The sequence below is a fragment of the Acidiphilium acidophilum genome (assembly GCF_033842475.1).
GTDB classification, from domain to species: domain Bacteria; phylum Pseudomonadota; class Alphaproteobacteria; order Acetobacterales; family Acetobacteraceae; genus Acidiphilium; species Acidiphilium acidophilum.
Genome location: NZ_JAWXYB010000018.1, coordinates 1,258,869 through 1,274,412 on the forward strand (window position 1 = coordinate 1,258,869; position 15,544 = coordinate 1,274,412).

At 64.0% G+C, this 15,544-nt stretch carries 11 protein-coding genes; 6 read left to right on the forward strand and 5 right to left on the reverse strand.

The genetic code is table 11. The annotated features are described in order from the left end of the window. The first annotated feature begins 142 nt into the window (after nucleotides 1-142). The 4 genes from SIL87_RS08725 (at nucleotide 143) to SIL87_RS08740 (ending at nucleotide 7,544) form a co-directional block, all read left to right on the forward strand. Nucleotides 143-1,471 (forward strand): replication-associated recombination protein A, encoded by a 1,329-nt coding sequence (locus SIL87_RS08725; protein WP_319613786.1) that lies wholly within the window; start codon nucleotides 143-145, stop codon nucleotides 1,469-1,471. Beyond that, nucleotides 1,468-2,454, forward strand: coding sequence for an RluA family pseudouridine synthase (locus SIL87_RS08730; RefSeq protein WP_319613787.1), 987 nt, complete (start codon nucleotides 1,468-1,470; stop codon nucleotides 2,452-2,454). The genes SIL87_RS08725 and SIL87_RS08730 overlap by 4 nt, the downstream gene beginning before the upstream one ends. 75 nt (nucleotides 2,455-2,529) lie before the next feature. Then, the gene (locus SIL87_RS08735) at nucleotides 2,530-4,428 is read left to right on the forward strand and encodes an autotransporter assembly complex protein TamA (protein ID WP_319613788.1); all 1,899 of its coding nucleotides are present in this window, start codon (nucleotides 2,530-2,532) and stop codon (nucleotides 4,426-4,428) included. Then, complete coding sequence (locus tag SIL87_RS08740; RefSeq protein WP_319613789.1) at nucleotides 4,428-7,544, forward strand: translocation/assembly module TamB domain-containing protein; 3,117 nt, start codon at nucleotides 4,428-4,430, stop codon at nucleotides 7,542-7,544. The genes SIL87_RS08735 and SIL87_RS08740 overlap by 1 nt, the downstream gene beginning before the upstream one ends. A 12-nt stretch (nucleotides 7,545-7,556) precedes the next feature. On the opposite strand, the gene SIL87_RS08745 is transcribed toward SIL87_RS08740, so the two are convergent. After that, nucleotides 7,557-8,738 (reverse strand): IS256 family transposase, encoded by a 1,182-nt coding sequence (locus SIL87_RS08745; RefSeq protein WP_319612316.1) that lies wholly within the window; start codon nucleotides 8,736-8,738, stop codon nucleotides 7,557-7,559. A 137-nt stretch (nucleotides 8,739-8,875) separates the two neighbouring features. Between SIL87_RS08745 and SIL87_RS08750 the strand changes: the two genes are divergently transcribed. After that, complete coding sequence (locus SIL87_RS08750) at nucleotides 8,876-9,742, forward strand: translocation/assembly module TamB domain-containing protein (RefSeq protein WP_319613790.1); 867 nt, start codon at nucleotides 8,876-8,878, stop codon at nucleotides 9,740-9,742. Nucleotides 9,743-9,776: 34 nt separating this feature from the next. Here SIL87_RS08750 and SIL87_RS08755 read toward each other — a convergent pair whose 3' ends face one another. Genes SIL87_RS08755 through SIL87_RS08770 form a run of 4 tightly spaced genes read right to left on the reverse strand, consistent with a single transcriptional unit; the run spans nucleotide 9,777 to nucleotide 12,920 of the window. Next, nucleotides 9,777-10,625 (reverse strand): patatin-like phospholipase family protein, encoded by an 849-nt coding sequence (locus SIL87_RS08755; protein WP_319613791.1) that lies wholly within the window; start codon nucleotides 10,623-10,625, stop codon nucleotides 9,777-9,779. Nucleotides 10,626-10,679: 54 nt separating this feature from the next. Beyond that, nucleotides 10,680-11,426, reverse strand: a complete 747-nt coding sequence (locus SIL87_RS08760) for an SDR family NAD(P)-dependent oxidoreductase (protein ID WP_319613792.1) — start codon at nucleotides 11,424-11,426, stop codon at nucleotides 10,680-10,682. A 52-nt stretch (nucleotides 11,427-11,478) separates the two neighbouring features. After that, complete coding sequence (locus SIL87_RS08765; RefSeq protein WP_319613793.1) at nucleotides 11,479-12,543, reverse strand: alkene reductase; 1,065 nt, start codon at nucleotides 12,541-12,543, stop codon at nucleotides 11,479-11,481. Nucleotides 12,544-12,554: 11 nt separating this feature from the next. Next, nucleotides 12,555-12,920 (reverse strand): ArsR/SmtB family transcription factor, encoded by a 366-nt coding sequence (locus tag SIL87_RS08770; RefSeq protein ID WP_319613794.1) that lies wholly within the window; start codon nucleotides 12,918-12,920, stop codon nucleotides 12,555-12,557. 245 nt (nucleotides 12,921-13,165) lie between these two features. Here SIL87_RS08770 and SIL87_RS08775 point away from each other — a divergent pair, with 245 nt between their 5' ends. Continuing rightward, nucleotides 13,166-15,541: a TonB-dependent receptor gene (locus SIL87_RS08775; protein WP_319613796.1), complete on the forward strand. Its 2,376-nt coding sequence runs from the start codon at nucleotides 13,166-13,168 to the stop codon at nucleotides 15,539-15,541. Nucleotides 15,542-15,544 lie beyond the last annotated feature (3 nt).

Consider the following 15,544-nt stretch of genomic DNA (forward strand, 5'->3'; position numbering starts at 1 on the left):
ATAGTGGTTATAGGATGACGCGGATCAAATGCATATTTTTCATTCATATGCGGGCTGCTGAACCCATCATGTCCATCCGGTCCTTTCCGATTGGCAACCGTCCACCCGTGCCAATCGGCAGCATCTGCCCTATAGTGGCGGGATGCCCCGCCAGTCTCCCTCCACCGACGATCTGTTCGGCGAAACGCTGCCTCCTGCGGGGCGGGGCGGTGCCGCACCCATGGCGGAGGCGCTGCGGCCACACGCGTTGAGCGCGGTTGTCGGGCAGGACCATCTGGTCGGCCCGGCGGGTAGCCTGACGCGGATGCTCGAGCGCGGATCGCTCGCCTCGCTCATTCTGTGGGGACCGCCCGGGGTCGGCAAAACCACCATCGCGCGGTTGCTGGCGGATCGCGCTGGTCTGATCTTCGTGCAGATCTCGGCGGTGTTTTCCGGCGTCGCCGATCTCAAACGCGTGTTCGAGGAGGCGACGCGCCGGCGCCGCACCGGAGATCGCACGCTGTTGTTCGTCGATGAAATCCATCGATTCAACCGGGCACAGCAGGACGGGTTTCTGCCCGTGGTCGAGGATGGCACGATCACGCTGGTCGGCGCGACCACCGAGAACCCCTCGTTCGAACTCAATGGGGCCTTGCTCTCGCGCTGCCAGGTCCTGGTGCTGAAGCGCCTCGATGATGCGGCACTCGAACTCCTTCTGGCGCGAGCCGAGGCTGGGGCCGGCACCAGCCTGCCGCTCAGCCCGGCCGCCCGCGCCAGTCTGCGCGCGATGGCCGATGGCGATGGGCGGGCAATCCTGAACATGGCGGAACAGGTCTTCGCCGCCCGGGCCACGGTCCCGCTCGATGAAGCGGCGCTGACCGATCTCGTGGCCCGTCGCGCGGCCTTGTACGATCGTGATCGCGAGGAACATTACAACCTGATCTCGGCGCTGCATAAATCGATGCGCGGCTCCGACCCCGATGCCGCCCTTTATTGGCTGGCACGGATGCTGGTCGGCGGTGAGGATGCCCGCTACATCGCCCGCCGGCTGACCCGCTTCGCCGTCGAGGATATCGGCCTCGCCGATCCCGCGGCGCTCACCCAGTCGATCGCGGCGTGGGAAGCCTATGAGCGGCTCGGCAGCCCGGAGGGCGATCTCGCAATCGCGCAACTCGTGCTGTATCTCGCCACCGCGCCCAAATCCAACGCCGGCTACCGGGCGTTCGGCGCGGCGAAACGCGCGGCGCAGGGCACCGGCAGCCTGCCGCCCCCCGCGCATATCCTGAACGCGCCGACCAAATTGATGAAAGATCTCGGCTACGGGACCGGCTATGCCTACGATCACGATACCCAGGATGCTTTCTCGGGCCAGAACTACTTCCCCGATGGTATCGAGCGCACGCAATTCTATCGTCCGCAGGGCCGTGGTCACGAGCACGAAATCAAGCGCCGGCTGGACCATTGGAGCAAGTTGCGCGAAGAGCGGGCATGAGTGTTCAAACCATCACCGTCGGACCCGACCAGGCCGATATGCGGCTCGACCGGTTTCTTCGCCGTCATCATCCGCATCTGACCCAGGGCGCCATCCAGAAATTGTGCCGTACCGGGCAGATCCGCCTCGATGGCAAGCGCATCGAAGCCTCGGTCCATGTCGCCGAAGGGCAATCCGTGCGTATCCCGCCGCTCCCCGACCCGGCCACCGCGCCCCGCCAGCGCCAGATCGTCGCGATGGATGCGTACGACACCAAGGAGTTGCTGGCCCGGGTGCTGTATCGCGACGAGGATGTGCTGGTGATCGACAAGCCGGCTGGTCTCGCGACCCAGGGCGGCAAGGGCATCGCGCGGCATCTCGATGGCATGCTCGACGCGTTGACGTTCGGCGCGGAAGAGCGCCCCCGCCTGGTCCACCGGCTCGATCGGGATACCTCCGGCGTGCTCATCCTCGCCCGCAATGCCTTCGCCGCCGGCAAGCTCGCCGCCGCCTTCCGGGGGCGGGACATGGAAAAAACCTACTGGGCCATCGTGGTGGGTCTGCCGGTACCGCTCGAAGGCCAGATCGACCTGCCACTTGCCCGTATCGGCGGTTCGCAGGGCGCCCGCACCAAGCCGGTCGGCCGTGATGCCGAAGGCGCGGTCAAGGCCGTCACCGAATACCGCACGATTGACAATGCCGGGCGCAAGTTCTCCTGGCTCGAACTTCAGCCGCTGACCGGACGCACCCATCAATTGCGCGCCCATTGTGCCGCGATCAAAACGCCGATCCTGGGCGACGCGCCCTATGGCGAGGATCGCGCCTTTGCCGAGGGATTCGCGCGGCAGTTGCATCTCCACGCCCGCAGGTTGGTTCTGCCCCATCCGCGGGGTGGAACGCTGAGCGTTGAAGCGGAATTACCCCCCCACATGAAAGCCGCGTTCTCCAGCCTCGGTTTCACCGCGGACCCCGCGAAAGGGGCGAACAAACACGGGAAATCATGACTATCACGGGATCGTGAGGGTCTCGTTACGGCTTCGGCGTGGTCCGATTCCAATTTATGCGCCATTTCAGGACTGATGAATGGTCGGTCGCAGCGCAGGTTTGCCACTCCGGGCAAGCATATCGGAACATTCGTGGGCACCGCGTTGCTCATCGGCATGGGCATCCCGGTCGCGCACGCGGCCGATCCGCAGCCCTACAAGGTGACGTTCAAGCCGAGCGGAGACAAATCGCTCGATAAATTGATCAAGGCGACCTCCAGCCTCGAAACCCTCCGCAAGAAGCTGAAAATCGGGCCGTTCGCGCTGATTGGCCGCGCCGGGGCCGACCAGAAGAAATTCGTCACGGTGATGGAGAGCGAAGGTTACGATTCCGGTGCGGCCCATGTCACGATCGACGGGCATGCGTTGAACGACCCCGCTTTGCCTCGTCTGTTGCGTCGGGCGCCTGCGTCGCCGCCGGCTAGCATCGTCGTCACGCTCGACAAGGGGCCGCTCTATCGTATCAGCAGCATTGAAACGCCGGGCCTGACCGACCCCGCCGCGCTCAAGGCGCTCGACATCAAGGTGGGTGCCCCGGCCAAGGCAGCCCCGGTCATCGGTGCCGCCGCCAAGCTTGAAACGCAGTTGCGCAACGACGGTTACGCCTTCGCCAAAGTGTCCGATCCGATCGCGATCGCCGATACCGTGCGCCATACCCTCGCCATCAAATACCCTGTCACCATGGGCGCTCATGTCGCGGTGGGCAGCATCACCTTCACCGGGATGCAGAAAATGAATGGCCGCTTCATGGCGCGCCACATCAAACTCCGGCCCGGTCAGCCCTACAGTGAAACCGCCCTGAACGATGCACGTAACAGCCTGCTCGGCCTCGGCGTGTTTTCCTCCGTCTCGACCCATACCGCGGATGCGCCCAATCCCCCCGGACAGGTTCCGGTCACGTTTCTGGTCAAGGAGCAGAAGCTGCACGCGGTTACCATCGGCGCGTCCTATTCGACCGATCTCGGGATCGATGCCGATGTTTCGTGGATGGATCGCGATCTGTTCGGCGAGGCACAGAACCTGACCTTCTCGTTGGGGGCGACAGGGATCGGCGGGACCGGATCGACCCAAGACGCCACCTACGGCAAGCATAATTATGTCATCAAACCGGGCTACGACGCCAAGGCGATCTACAAGGTGCCTGATTTCCTCACGCGCAAACAGTCGATCACCGCAACGATCGAGGCGTTGAAGGAATACCTCCCTGCCTACTCCCGCACGGCCGAACTCGGTGGCGCGGAGGTCACCCGTATCCTGACCAAACATCTGTCGGTCGATTACGGGGCCGGGTTCATCTTCGAAAAGGTCGATCAGGAAGGGGTGAGCCGGAGCTACCGCCTCGGTCAGATCCCGCTGACCCTGCGCTACGATACCGCGAACTCGTTGCTGAACCCGACCAGGGGCGTGAAAGTGTCGTTGCACGTCACACCCACCGTGGCTCTGGGTGCCGGATCGACCGCCTTCACCATCACCGAACTGATCGGCAACACCTACATCAACCTTGAGGCGCCCGGGCGCGGCGTGTTGGCGCTCCGGGGCCTGGTGGGGCGGATTTTCGGGGCCAGTCAGTTCCAGATCCCGCCCGATCAGCGTTTCTACGCGGGTGGCACCGGCACCGTGCGCGGCTTCACCTATCAGACCGTCGGGCCCTTATTCTACGATGGCATCCCCGAAGGCGGCACGGCCATCGATGCCGTCGAAACCGAATTCCGCCAGCGGATCGGCAAGCATTTCGGCATCGCACCGTTCATCGATGCGGGGCAGGTATCCGCCACCGGCACGCCTTTCACCGGCACCCTGCGCGTCGGCGTGGGGCTTGGCTTCCTCTATTACACCGGCATCGGCCCGATCCGCGTCGATGTCGGCGTCCCGGTAAACCGGCCCCCCGGTGGGGCTTCGGTAGCGGTGTATATCGGTCTGGGGCAGGCGTTCTGATGCGCCGCGCCCTGAAAATCGTCGGCATCATCATCGCGATCCTGATCGCCCTGCCGATCCTCGCCGTGCTCGCGCTCGACATCGCTCTGAACACCGGGGCAGGGCGGTCGTTCGCCGCACGGGAAATCGACAGTCTGACCGGCGGCGAGGTCAAAATCGCCGGTCTTGCCGGGCATTTCCCCGAATATATCGCCGCACGCAGCATCCGCATTTCCGACGCCAGGGGCACGTATCTCACGATTGACGATGTCGTCCTCCGCTGGTCGCCGTTCGCTCTGTTGCACCGGGCGGTCGATGTGCGCGATCTTACGGCCAAGCGGATCGACTTCGCCCGTCTTCCTGTGCCTTCGGCCAAAAAGCCGAAAACCAAGTCCTCGTTCAGCCTGCCGGTCCGCTCGGCGATCATCGACCATCTGGACATCGCCCGCATCGATCTCGGCAAGCCGGTGATCGGCCATCCGGTCGCGCTGAGCCTCGCAGGTCACGCCGTCGCAACCTCGCTCACCCATGTCGCCGTCGCCCTCCGTGCGACCTCGCTCGATCAGCCGGGCCATTACACGATCGACGCGACGGTCGATCCCCGCACGGTCGCCGCCAAAATCGCGTTGCACGAACCGCAGGGCGGCATGATCGAGACGCTTTCGGGCATCGCCGCAAACAAAGCCCTTGCCGGTCCGCTCGATGTCACCATCGGCCTCGATGGTCCCCGTCACCACGCGGCACTGACCCTCGTCGCTGCCCTCGGTGCCCTCCACGCCCATGCCGATGGCACCGTTGATCTGTCACGCGTCGCCCCGGCGGCAAATGTCACCCTCACCATTCCCGAGATCGCCCCGTATGCCGCGATCGGACACCGCCAGCTCGATGGCAGGAACGTCCTGCATCTGGTCGCGAACAAGAACGGGAGTGCGACGAACATCCATGTGGACGACGCCATCGAAATCACCAACGGCGCCAAACCCATTCCCACGCTGGTCGGCAAGCGGGCGACCATCGCTGGCGATATCACGCTCGATGACGGCACCACCACCATCCATAGCCTCACGATCGATGCCGCGGCGATCACCGCGCGGCTCGCCGGGATGGTGGATGCCGATACCATCGCGCTGCACGGCAACCTCACCCAGCCCGATATCACGCTGATCGACCCTCAACTCACCGGCCACGTGACCGAGCATCTCGACCTTCAGGGGCCCCGCACCGACCTTACGCTCCACACCCTCATCACCGGCGCCATCACGACGAAGTCGATCCCCTCCGGCCCGTTCAAGGTCGCGATCGCGATGACCCATCTGCCCAGGGCCCCACGCGGCAGCATCACCGGAAGCGGCTCGCTCGACAATGCGCCGCTCGCGATCGACGCCGATTTCGCGCGCAGCGCCGCCGGTGCCGTCGATGTCGCGCTCCACGATCTCACCTGGAAATCGCTCACCGGCCACGGCGTCATCACCCGCGCCCCCGGAGCCAAACTGCCTGATGGTCACCTGCACATCGCCATCACCAAACTCGCCGATTTCGGCAAATTGCTGAACATCGCACTCGCCGGCTCGATCGATGCCGAGTTCGCCCATGCCTCCGGCAGTCCAGCCACGATCAAACTCACTGCGGCCAACATCGCCGAAGGGCGTTCCATCGGCCTGACCAACGCGATCATTAATGCAAGTCTCGATCACATCGACTCCGACCCCGCGATCGATGCCAGCGCCACCATAACGGGCCTCCGCGCCCCGCAAGTGACCGGCAATCTTGCACTCACCGCGAAGGGCACCGAGGCCGCCCTCGGCGTGACCGCCAAAGGCCGGTTCGCCAACCTCGCGGGCAAACCCGCCAATCTCGCGCTCGCCGGCACGCTCGATGGCAAGGACCGCATCGTTCACCTGGCAAGCCTCACCGCCGCCGCGCGCGGCGTAACCGCCACTCTGCTCGGCCCGGCCACGATTATCGCCAAACCGGGGTTCGAGGTGCATCACCTTGCCCTCGGCCTCGGTGGTCTTGGCGGCAATGCCCGCATCACCGCAAATGGCAGCCTTCGCCCCAACCTTGACCTGACTGCCGCAATCCAGAATCTCCCGGCATCGGTCGCCCGTGCCGCCGACCCCAAACTCGCCGCCCACGGCATGATCGATGCGAACGCGCATATCACCGGCAGCCTCACCGCACCCACCGGCACGGTCAGACTGATCGGGCGCGATCTGGGGGTGGTCTCCGGCCCCGGCGCGGGTCTGCCGCCTGCCAGCCTCACCGCCAATGAAACCCTGCTTGGTCACGCCATGCGCGGCACCATCGCCGCGACGCTCGGTACCGCCCGCCTCAACCTCAACGGCACCGCACCGCTTGCCATGACCGGACCGATGGCATTCACCGCCCGCCTTTCGAATGTCTCCGCCACGCTGGTTCACGCGGTCGACCCGAAACTCGACGCGCGCGGCATCATCAACGCCAACGCCAATCTCTCGGGCACCCCGCGCACACCGCGCGGCACCATCGACCTGACCGCGACCGGGATGCGTCTGCTCAATGGCACGACGGCCTCACTTCCGGCCGCCGACCTGACCGCCCATGAAACCCTCAACGCCACATCCGCCCATGGTTCCGCCCATCTCACCCTCGGGACGCGGGCTGATTTGAATGTCGATGGCACGGTCCCGCTGACCAAAACCGGTGCGATCGATCTCGCGGTCACCGGCCGGACCGATCTGCGTCTGGTCGATCCGATCACCGAAGCCCAGGGCACCCGCGTCACCGGCGTCATCACGCCGAACCTGCGCGTCCGCGGTACCGCCGCCGCCCCACGCGCCTCCGGCAGCATCACCCTCGCCGGGGGCAGTGTGGAAAACGTCACATCCGGCCTCAACCTCACCAAAATCAGCGCCCTGATCACCGCCGCCGGACAGACCGTTACGCTCGATCATCTCGACGCCACCGCCAGTCACGGCACGATCACCGGGCACGGAACCATCGGTCTTCAGGCCCCGATGCCGGTCGATATCCGGATCGCCTTCGACAATGCCGGTCCGATTTCGAGCGATGTCATCACCGAATCGCTCGGCGGCGCACTCTCGATCACAGGGGCGGTCAAGACCGCCAGATTGAGCAACCTGATGTCTGGAAAATAGGGCGAGCGGGGGTCAGGCATCCTGGTAGTCCCACTTGATGTAGCCCTTGGTGTCGGCGGCCCATTTTTCATCGATTTCGACGAGGACGGCGCTGACGAGGCGTTCGAGGGAGGCTTCGTTGGGGAAGACCCTGATTTTGGTGGTGCGGCGTTTGAGTTCCTGCTGGATGCCGCGTTCCATGGGGTTGGAAGTGCGAAGCCGGCGCTGGTGGGGTTCTGGCAGTGTGAAGACGGTGAGGCCTTCGGGGATATTTCGTTCGAGCCAATCGGCGAGCTTTGGTGCGGTGTCGCGATAGGCATTGACGAGGGTTGTGAGAGCGATCTGGGCAGCGGCGAGGGAATTTGCGTTCCAGACGGTCCGGAGTTCTGCGCCGATGCGTTTGCGGATGGCGTGGTTGGGGGCGTGGTGGATGGCGTTTTGGGCGAGGTGGAACTGGCATCGTTGCCAGTGTGCGGCGCCGAAGACGGCGCGGCGTGCGGCGTGCAATCCGGCATGGTCATCGGAGACGATGAATTCGACGCCTCGCAGGCCACGCTGATGGAGGCTTTCGAGGAAGGCACGCCAATGGACTTCGGCCTCGGAAAGGGCGACCGAGACGCCGAGGACACGGCGGCGTTCATCGGGTCCGATGCCGATGGCCGAGAGCACGGCGGCATCGCGGACGACGCCATTATCGCGCATTTTTTCATATCTGGCGTCGAGGATGAGGTAGCGGATCTCGGCGAGGGGTCGGGTGCGCCAGGCGGCGAGTTCGTCATCGAGCAGCTTGCTGGCGCGGCTGACCTGAGCGGAGGAGAGGCTTTCGATGCCGAATTCGCGCATGACGGCCTCGACGTCGCGGGTGGAGACGCCTTTGATGTACATTTCGGCGACGGCGACCATGACGGCGCGGACCGAGCGTCGGCCGCGTTCGAGGGACTGTGGGTAGAAGGGTTCGCCCACGTGACCGGCGGTTTTGGGGACATCGACGGTGATCGACCCGGCCGGGGTATCGATCCGCTTGGGCTTGTAGCCATTGGCGTAACCCTGACGATCGGGGTTGCGCTCGTAGTGACTGGCGTGGAGGAAGCGTTCGCGCTCGATCTGCATGGCGAGTTCGAAGGTCCTGGCAAATACCGTGGCGATATCGCCTGCGCCGTTTTCGATCAGATGTTCCAAAAGTGCCTCGATAATCGTATCCTTTTTGGCGTCCATTCATCGGTCTCCATGTTGGTGTGAACAACTGCATGGAATACCAGAATGAACAGCCCTTGCCGGGGCATGCCCCGGCAAGGGCACCAACTCCCAACCCAAAATGAATTTCCAGACGTCAGGTTACACCACCGACCGCCATGCGCCTCGGCGGCACCATCGATATCAACAGCGCCAACATCGAAATCCCCAAAGGCCTGCCGCCCTCGGTCACCACGCTCAACATCATCCGCCCCGGTGCCAAACCGCCGCCCCCGCCGACTCCGGCACCGCCGATCGGCCTTGACCTCAATGTCGTTGCGAAAAATCAGGTCTTTATCCGCGGAGACGGTATTTTCGCCAATCTCGGCGGCGCGCTGCATCTGGCCGGTACCGCGGCGCACCCGGTCCCCTCGGGCGGCTTTCACCTGATCCGCGGCTATTTCTCGCTCGGGGGCAAGAACCTCAAATTCACCAAAGGCACCTTCGACTTCAACGGCGGCGGCTTCATGCCGACCCTCGACCTCGAAGCGACCAACTCGTCCGCGGATGGCATCACCTCGACGCTTGCCGTCACCGGCACGCCGACCGCTCCGAAAATCTCACTCTCCAGCAGCCCCACGCTGCCCTCCGATGAGGTGCTGTCCCATCTGCTTTATGGCACGGGCACGCAGAGCCTGTCCGCATTCCAGGCGGTTTCGCTGGCCGCCTCGCTCGCCCAGCTCGCGGGGATCGGCGGCAGCGGCGGCGGACCGCTCGGCGGGGTGCGCAAGGCGCTCGGCCTCGATGAACTTTCACTCGGCGGGGGTTCCAGCACCAGTTCGTCGCCCACAGTCAATGCGGGCCGCTACGTTGCCCCCGGCGTCTATGTCGGGGCCAGCCAGTCGGCGACAGGGCAGGGGTCCACCGCCAAGGTCGAGATCAACCTTTACAAGGGCCTGAAACTCGATACCAAAGTGGGAACCGGCGGCGGTGCCGGCAGCAATAACGGCGAGAGCATCGGGCTGAAATACCAGTTCAACTACTGAACCCGCGGTCCAACTCAGGTTTTCCGGAATACTCTCAGGCTCTGTCTGCCGCCGCCGCTGCGTTTGACACGACCAGCGTCCGCAGCGCCGCCAACGCGGCCTCGGAACCGGCGGCGATCAGTTTCTGCCTTGTGGCGACCGAGATTGCGGTATCGAAGATCGGCACGTCCACACCCTCCACATAAGCGATCGCCGTACAATCCTTGGGAACACTATCGACGACATGGGCGGAATTGGCGAGAAACAGCGTTTCGATGTCCCGCATCAGCAGCCCGATCAGGCTCGGCGTGCCCACCAGCGGCGTCGGCCGCCCGCCGACAACCACGCCGAGGCGCGGCGTGGTGCCGAGCAGATCGACCGGAATGTCATCGAACAATCCACCGTCCTGCAGCCATGCGCCATTCATCTGCACCGGGGGAAACACCAGCGGAAACGCGGCGGAGGCCAGCACCGCCTGCCATATTTTCATGGCCGGGGTCGTGCCGCTGCGCCAGATCTCGCTCGCCTCGGTGGTAAGGTTCGATGCCACGATGGTGCAGGGAATCCGGGTCTGTCCCAGCGTCATTTCGCCGAGCGTCGTTCTCAGCCATGCCTCGAACGGTGCCGGGCTGATCAGTCCCCTGGTCAGCAGCAGCCGCACCGCCGCGACGGCGTAATTCCGAAACGGCAGCAGGGCACGAAAATCGGCGGCGAGATACATCGCCTCCAGCGCATCCGGTGTCGCCCCTGCCGCATAGCTCGCGGCAACGATCGCGCCACCACTGGTTCCCGCGATTTCCGATATGGCAAACCCCGCCTGCTCCACCGCACGAAGGGCCCCGATATGCGCCCCGAGCAGCAGACCCGAACCCGACAATGCGACTCCGATGCTGCGTGTTGCCATATCGCGTCCCTAACACGGCAATGCGGGGGGTGGGCAATCACGAAGTCGCGGAGGTCAGCCGAGCAACTGCCCGCCATCCACCACGATATTCTGCCCGGTAATCCAGCGCGCGGCGGGCGAGGCAAGGAACAACGCGACATCGGCGATATCCTCGGCGGTTCCGAACCGGCCGAACGGGATCGAGGCGAGTGTCGCCTCATAGAGATGAGGGTTGTCGCGCTTGCGCCGGTCCCATACCCCGCCGGGAAACTCGATCGCGCCGGGCGAGATTGCATTCACCCGGATTTTCTGCCGCGCCATCTGGGCCGCCTGCGACATGGTGTAATTGATCACCGCCGCCTTCGCCGCCGCATAGGGCCCGCTGCGCGTCGATGCCCGCATCCCCGAGATCGATGCGATATTGATGATCGAGCCGCCTTCATCGGCCTGGAGAAACTCCCGCGCCGCCTGGCTCGCCCGCACGATCGCCATGATATCGACCCGGAACGACGCATCCCAGCCGGTTTCGTCATCGGTCATGCCGAAGCCGGACGCATTGTTCACCAGAACATCCATCCCGCCCAGCGCGCCAACCGCCTCCGGGATGAACGCGGAAATCTGAGCGCCGTCCGCGAGGTCGCACCGGGCGGCAAAGACGGCGCGGCCGTGGCTGCCGATATCCTTGCGTGCCGCCTCCAACGCCTCCGCCCCGCGCGCGCAGATCGCGACATTGGCCCCCTCGGCAGCGAAACCTTTGGCAATGGCGAGGCCGATACCCCGGCTGCCGCCCATCACCACCACCCGTCGATCCTTGAACCGCATTGCTCCATCTCCCCGAAAAAACCGGGGCCCCAAGGCCCCGGCCGATCCCGCATCAGGCGGCTTTCTGTGCCACCGGATAATCCGTATAGCCCTCAGCACCCCCCTGATAGAAGCTCGCGACACTCAGCGGGGCGTTCAGCGGCAGATCGGCTGCAAACCGCTCCGCCAGATCCGGATTGGCGATATAGGCCTTGCCGAACGCGACCGCATCGACTTCGCCCGCTGAAATCGCCGCTTCCGCGCTTTCCCTGGTGAAGCCTTCATTACCGATATAGACCCCGCCGAACGCCGCCTTCAACTGCGGTCCGATCCAGTCCGCCGCCTTGTGCTCCCGCGCCGCGATGAAGGCGATCCCCCGCCGCCCGAGTTCGCGGGCGACGTAGGTGAACGTGCCGAGACGGTCGCTGTCGCCCATCGAATGTGCATCGCCACGCGGGGCCAGATGCATCCCGACCCGGTCGGCACCCCACACGCCGATCACGGCGTCGGTCACTTCGAGCATCAGCCGGGCACGATTTTCCAGAGAGCCGCCATACTGGTCGGTCCGCTGATTGGTGCTGTCCTGCAGGAATTGATCGAGAAGGTAGCCGTTCGCCCCGTGGATCTCGACCCCGTCGAACCCGGCGAGCTTCGCGTTGGCCGCCGCGACGCGATACGCCTCGATCACCGGCGGGATCTCATCCGTGGCAAGGGCGCGTGGCGTCACATAGGGTTTTTCCGGCCGTACCAGACTGACATGACCCTCGGCCGCGATTGCACTCGGCGCGACCGGAAGTTCACCGTTCAGGAACAACGGATCGGAAATCCGCCCGACATGCCAGAGCTGGGCGAGAATCAGCCCCCCTTTGCGATGCACCGCCTCGGTGATCAAACGCCATCCGGCCACCTGCGATTCTGCCCATAACCCCGGCGTCGCCGCATAGCCCACACCCATCGGTGTGACCGAGATCGCTTCAGACAGGATCATCCCCGCCCCGGCGCGCTGCGCATAATAATCCGCCATCAGCGCATTCGGAATGCGCACATCGCCCGCCCGCGCGCGGGTCAGCGGTGCCATGATCACACGGTTGCGGAGCGTGAACGCCCCGACCTTCAGAGGTTCGAACAAAATCGACATCGATCAGCCTTTCAGGATGATTGCACAGGTTCAGAGTTGCACGCCGGCTGATCGAGTGCTGCACGCAGAAGTGCCAGCAACCGCTCGATCGCCTCGTCATCACGCTTGAAGAACACGTAGGGACCGACCCGCCGCCCCGATATCAGCCCGGCCGCCTGCAAAGCGGCCAGATGCGCCGAAATGCTGGACTGCGACAGCGGACAGGATTGTTCGATCTGCCCGGCACAGACCCCGAGGCTGAGCGGCTGCGCCTGCGCCGCAAAATACCGCTCGGGTTCGCGCAGCTTCGCCAATATCGCCCGCCGTACCGGATGGGCGAGAGCCTTGATTCCCTCGTCCAGTCCACACGCCGGATCCAGAGTGCCTTCAATCGTCATGCACCAATATGTATATCGGACATTGCCGATATAAAGATCGTTATCCGCCGATTTGTGCATTGCACCAATGCAGAAATCGGAGACGGTACCGTAACGGGAACCAATGTTCTCGCAGAGCTTGTCCGAACGAGTTCAATGACGTAGCAGGGCGTCAGGGGACAATCTATCGGCAACCGAGGCTTATCAGGACCATGAAATTGGCCACACCCCGCCATGCGCGATTCATAGTCATTACGGTGGCTGCGATGTCGGGCATCACCAACGCCAATGCGCAGGCGGTTCCGCCGGCTTCGGTCGTGGTGGTTGCTGCGCCGCCCCCATCGAGCGTTGCTATCCGGAAAATCACGGTCGATGCCTCGCCGCTGGCCGGTAGCGGCATCAACATCGCGAAATTCCCCGCCCTGGTGCAGGTGCTCGGCAGTCACGACCTCAGTGCCGGAGGCACCGCCAATGTCGCTCAGGCGCTCAACCGCCAGGCCGCCGGCGTCAATCTCGTGAACAGCCAGGCCAATCCCTACCAGCCGAATATCCTCTATCACGGCTTCGAGCTCTCTCCGATCCAGGGCACCCCGGCCGGTCTCAGCGTCTATGTCGATGGCGCCCGGTTCAATGTGCCGTTCGGTGATCTCGCGATCATGAGCGCCCTGCCGGATGCCGCGATCCATTCCCTCACCGTCGAAGACGGCAACCCCTTGTTCGGGCTGAACGCGCTCGGCGGTGCCGTCGATATCGCGATGAAGAATGGCTTCACGTATCACGGCGGCGAACTCGAATTATCCGGCGGTTCGTTCGGCAAGATCGACGCCAACCTTCAATACGGCGTCCGGCACGGCAATGTCGCCGCCTATGTCGATCTGCAGGAACGGCACGAAGCAGGCTGGCGCGATCTGCAATCCTCCGATCTGCAGAATTTCTATGGCGATCTCGGCTGGCGCGGCACCCATGCCACACTGCACATCAACGCGACGCTGGCGAACTCGGTCCTGAACGGTCCCGGCACGGTGCCGGTCCAGATTCTCGCGGTCGATCCCGCGGCCCAATTCACCGGCCCCAACCTGATCGCCGACAAATACGCCAAGCTCGCCGCGACGCTGAACGACCGGATCAGCAAAACCACCTCGATCCAGGGCGTGCTCTATTACGATTATCTTCTCGAACATCTGGTCAACGGCAACGGCCCCAACGACCTTCCCTGCGGTCCGGGACCCGATGCGGGTTATCTCTGCCAGGGCGGTCCGGGCAATCCGGTCAGCACCATGCGTGGCGGCGCGCCGATCCCGAATTTTCTGCCCCGGCCCGATGCCGCAGGCTATTATCAATATGGCGAGCTCGACCTCAATTCGACCAACACCAACGGCTATGGCGGATCGCTCCAGATTTCGAACACCGCGCCGGTATTCGGCCTGCACAACCACATCATCGCCGGGCTCAGCTACGATGGCGGCTTCACCACATACGATGCCGCCGCCTATGATGGCGGCATAACCACGATCTCACGCGTCTATTACACCCCGCCCGGCATCCCGAATCCCGGCTATCTGGTCGACGAACCGGGCACCGTCCCGGTCGGCGTCGTCATCCGCAACGCCTATTACGGCGCCTATCTCTCCGACACGCTCAACCTGACGAAACAATTATCGATCACCGCCGGCGGTCGTTTCAACATCGCCAACATCGCTCTGCACGATCAGGACCCGCCCGACCCCAACGCGCCGGGGGCTGGCCTGTCCGGGCGTCACTATTACGAACATTTCAACCCCGCCATCGGTTTTGCCTACAATGTCACCCCGTTGAGCACGATCTATGGCGGCTATTCCGAAGCCAACGCGGCACCCACCCCGGCGGAACTCTCCTGCGCGAGCCCGCAGGACAGTTGCGCCCTCGCGAATTTTCTCTCGGGCGATCCCGATCTGCGCCAGATCGTCGCCCGCACCGTCGCATTCGGGCTGCGCGGCGCCGCCCTCGGCCCGATCGGCTCAACCTTTAGCTACGATCTCGATTATTATCACACCATCACCAACGACGACATCGAGTTCCTCCAGTCGCCGTACAACCCGACCGGCAGCGGCTATTTCAGCAATATCGGCAACGTCAAACGCGCCGGATTCGACCTCGCCCTCCGCCTCGATGCCTCCCGCTGGCACGCTTATTTCACCTATTCGCGGGTCAGTGCGACATATCAGGACAGCTACACCGAGCAATCCAACAACCCCGCCGCGAATGCCGATGGCAACATCACCATCCTGCCGGGCGATTTTCTGCCCGGCATCCCGCGCAACCTGTTCAAGCTCGGCGGCAGTTACGACGTCACGCCGAAATGGTCGGTCGGCCTGTCGGGCGTCGCGCAAACCTCGACCTTTCTCTATGGCGACGAAGCCAATCTGACCTCGCCGCTGCCCGGATATGTCGTGCTCAATCTCACGACCCGCTATCACCTGACGCCCAAGCTCGAAGTTTTCGGCGTGATCGATAACATCACCGACGCCACCTACTATAATTACGGTACGTTCGCCCCGGCTGGCGGCGTCTACGTCGCCCAGGACCCCGGCTTCAGCAATCCGCGCAGCTACAGCATCGCCGCACCGATCGCCGGCGTGGTCGGAGTGAAGGTCAAATTCTGACCA

Excerpts from the sequence above, each read along its gene's own strand:
- SIL87_RS08765 (WP_319613793.1), bottom strand. The coding sequence starts at position 12,543 with ATGTCGATTTTGTTCGAACCTCTGAAGGTCGGGGCGTTCACGCTCCGC.
- SIL87_RS08770 (WP_319613794.1), bottom strand. The coding sequence starts at position 12,920 with ATGACGATTGAAGGCACTCTGGATCCGGCGTGTGGACTGGACGAGGGA.
- SIL87_RS08760 (WP_319613792.1), bottom strand. The coding sequence starts at position 11,426 with ATGCGGTTCAAGGATCGACGGGTGGTGGTGATGGGCGGCAGCCGGGGT.
- SIL87_RS08725 (WP_319613786.1), top strand. The coding sequence starts at position 143 with ATGCCCCGCCAGTCTCCCTCCACCGACGATCTGTTCGGCGAAACGCTG.
- SIL87_RS08750 (WP_319613790.1), top strand. The coding sequence starts at position 8,876 with ATGCGCCTCGGCGGCACCATCGATATCAACAGCGCCAACATCGAAATC.
- SIL87_RS08730 (WP_319613787.1), top strand. The coding sequence starts at position 1,468 with ATGAGTGTTCAAACCATCACCGTCGGACCCGACCAGGCCGATATGCGG.
- SIL87_RS08745 (WP_319612316.1), bottom strand. The coding sequence starts at position 8,738 with ATGGACGCCAAAAAGGATACGATTATCGAGGCACTTTTGGAACATCTG.
- SIL87_RS08735 (WP_319613788.1), top strand. The coding sequence starts at position 2,530 with ATGAATGGTCGGTCGCAGCGCAGGTTTGCCACTCCGGGCAAGCATATC.
- SIL87_RS08775 (WP_319613796.1), top strand. The coding sequence starts at position 13,166 with ATGTCGGGCATCACCAACGCCAATGCGCAGGCGGTTCCGCCGGCTTCG.
- SIL87_RS08755 (WP_319613791.1), bottom strand. The coding sequence starts at position 10,625 with ATGGCAACACGCAGCATCGGAGTCGCATTGTCGGGTTCGGGTCTGCTG.
- SIL87_RS08740 (WP_319613789.1), top strand. The coding sequence starts at position 4,428 with ATGCGCCGCGCCCTGAAAATCGTCGGCATCATCATCGCGATCCTGATC.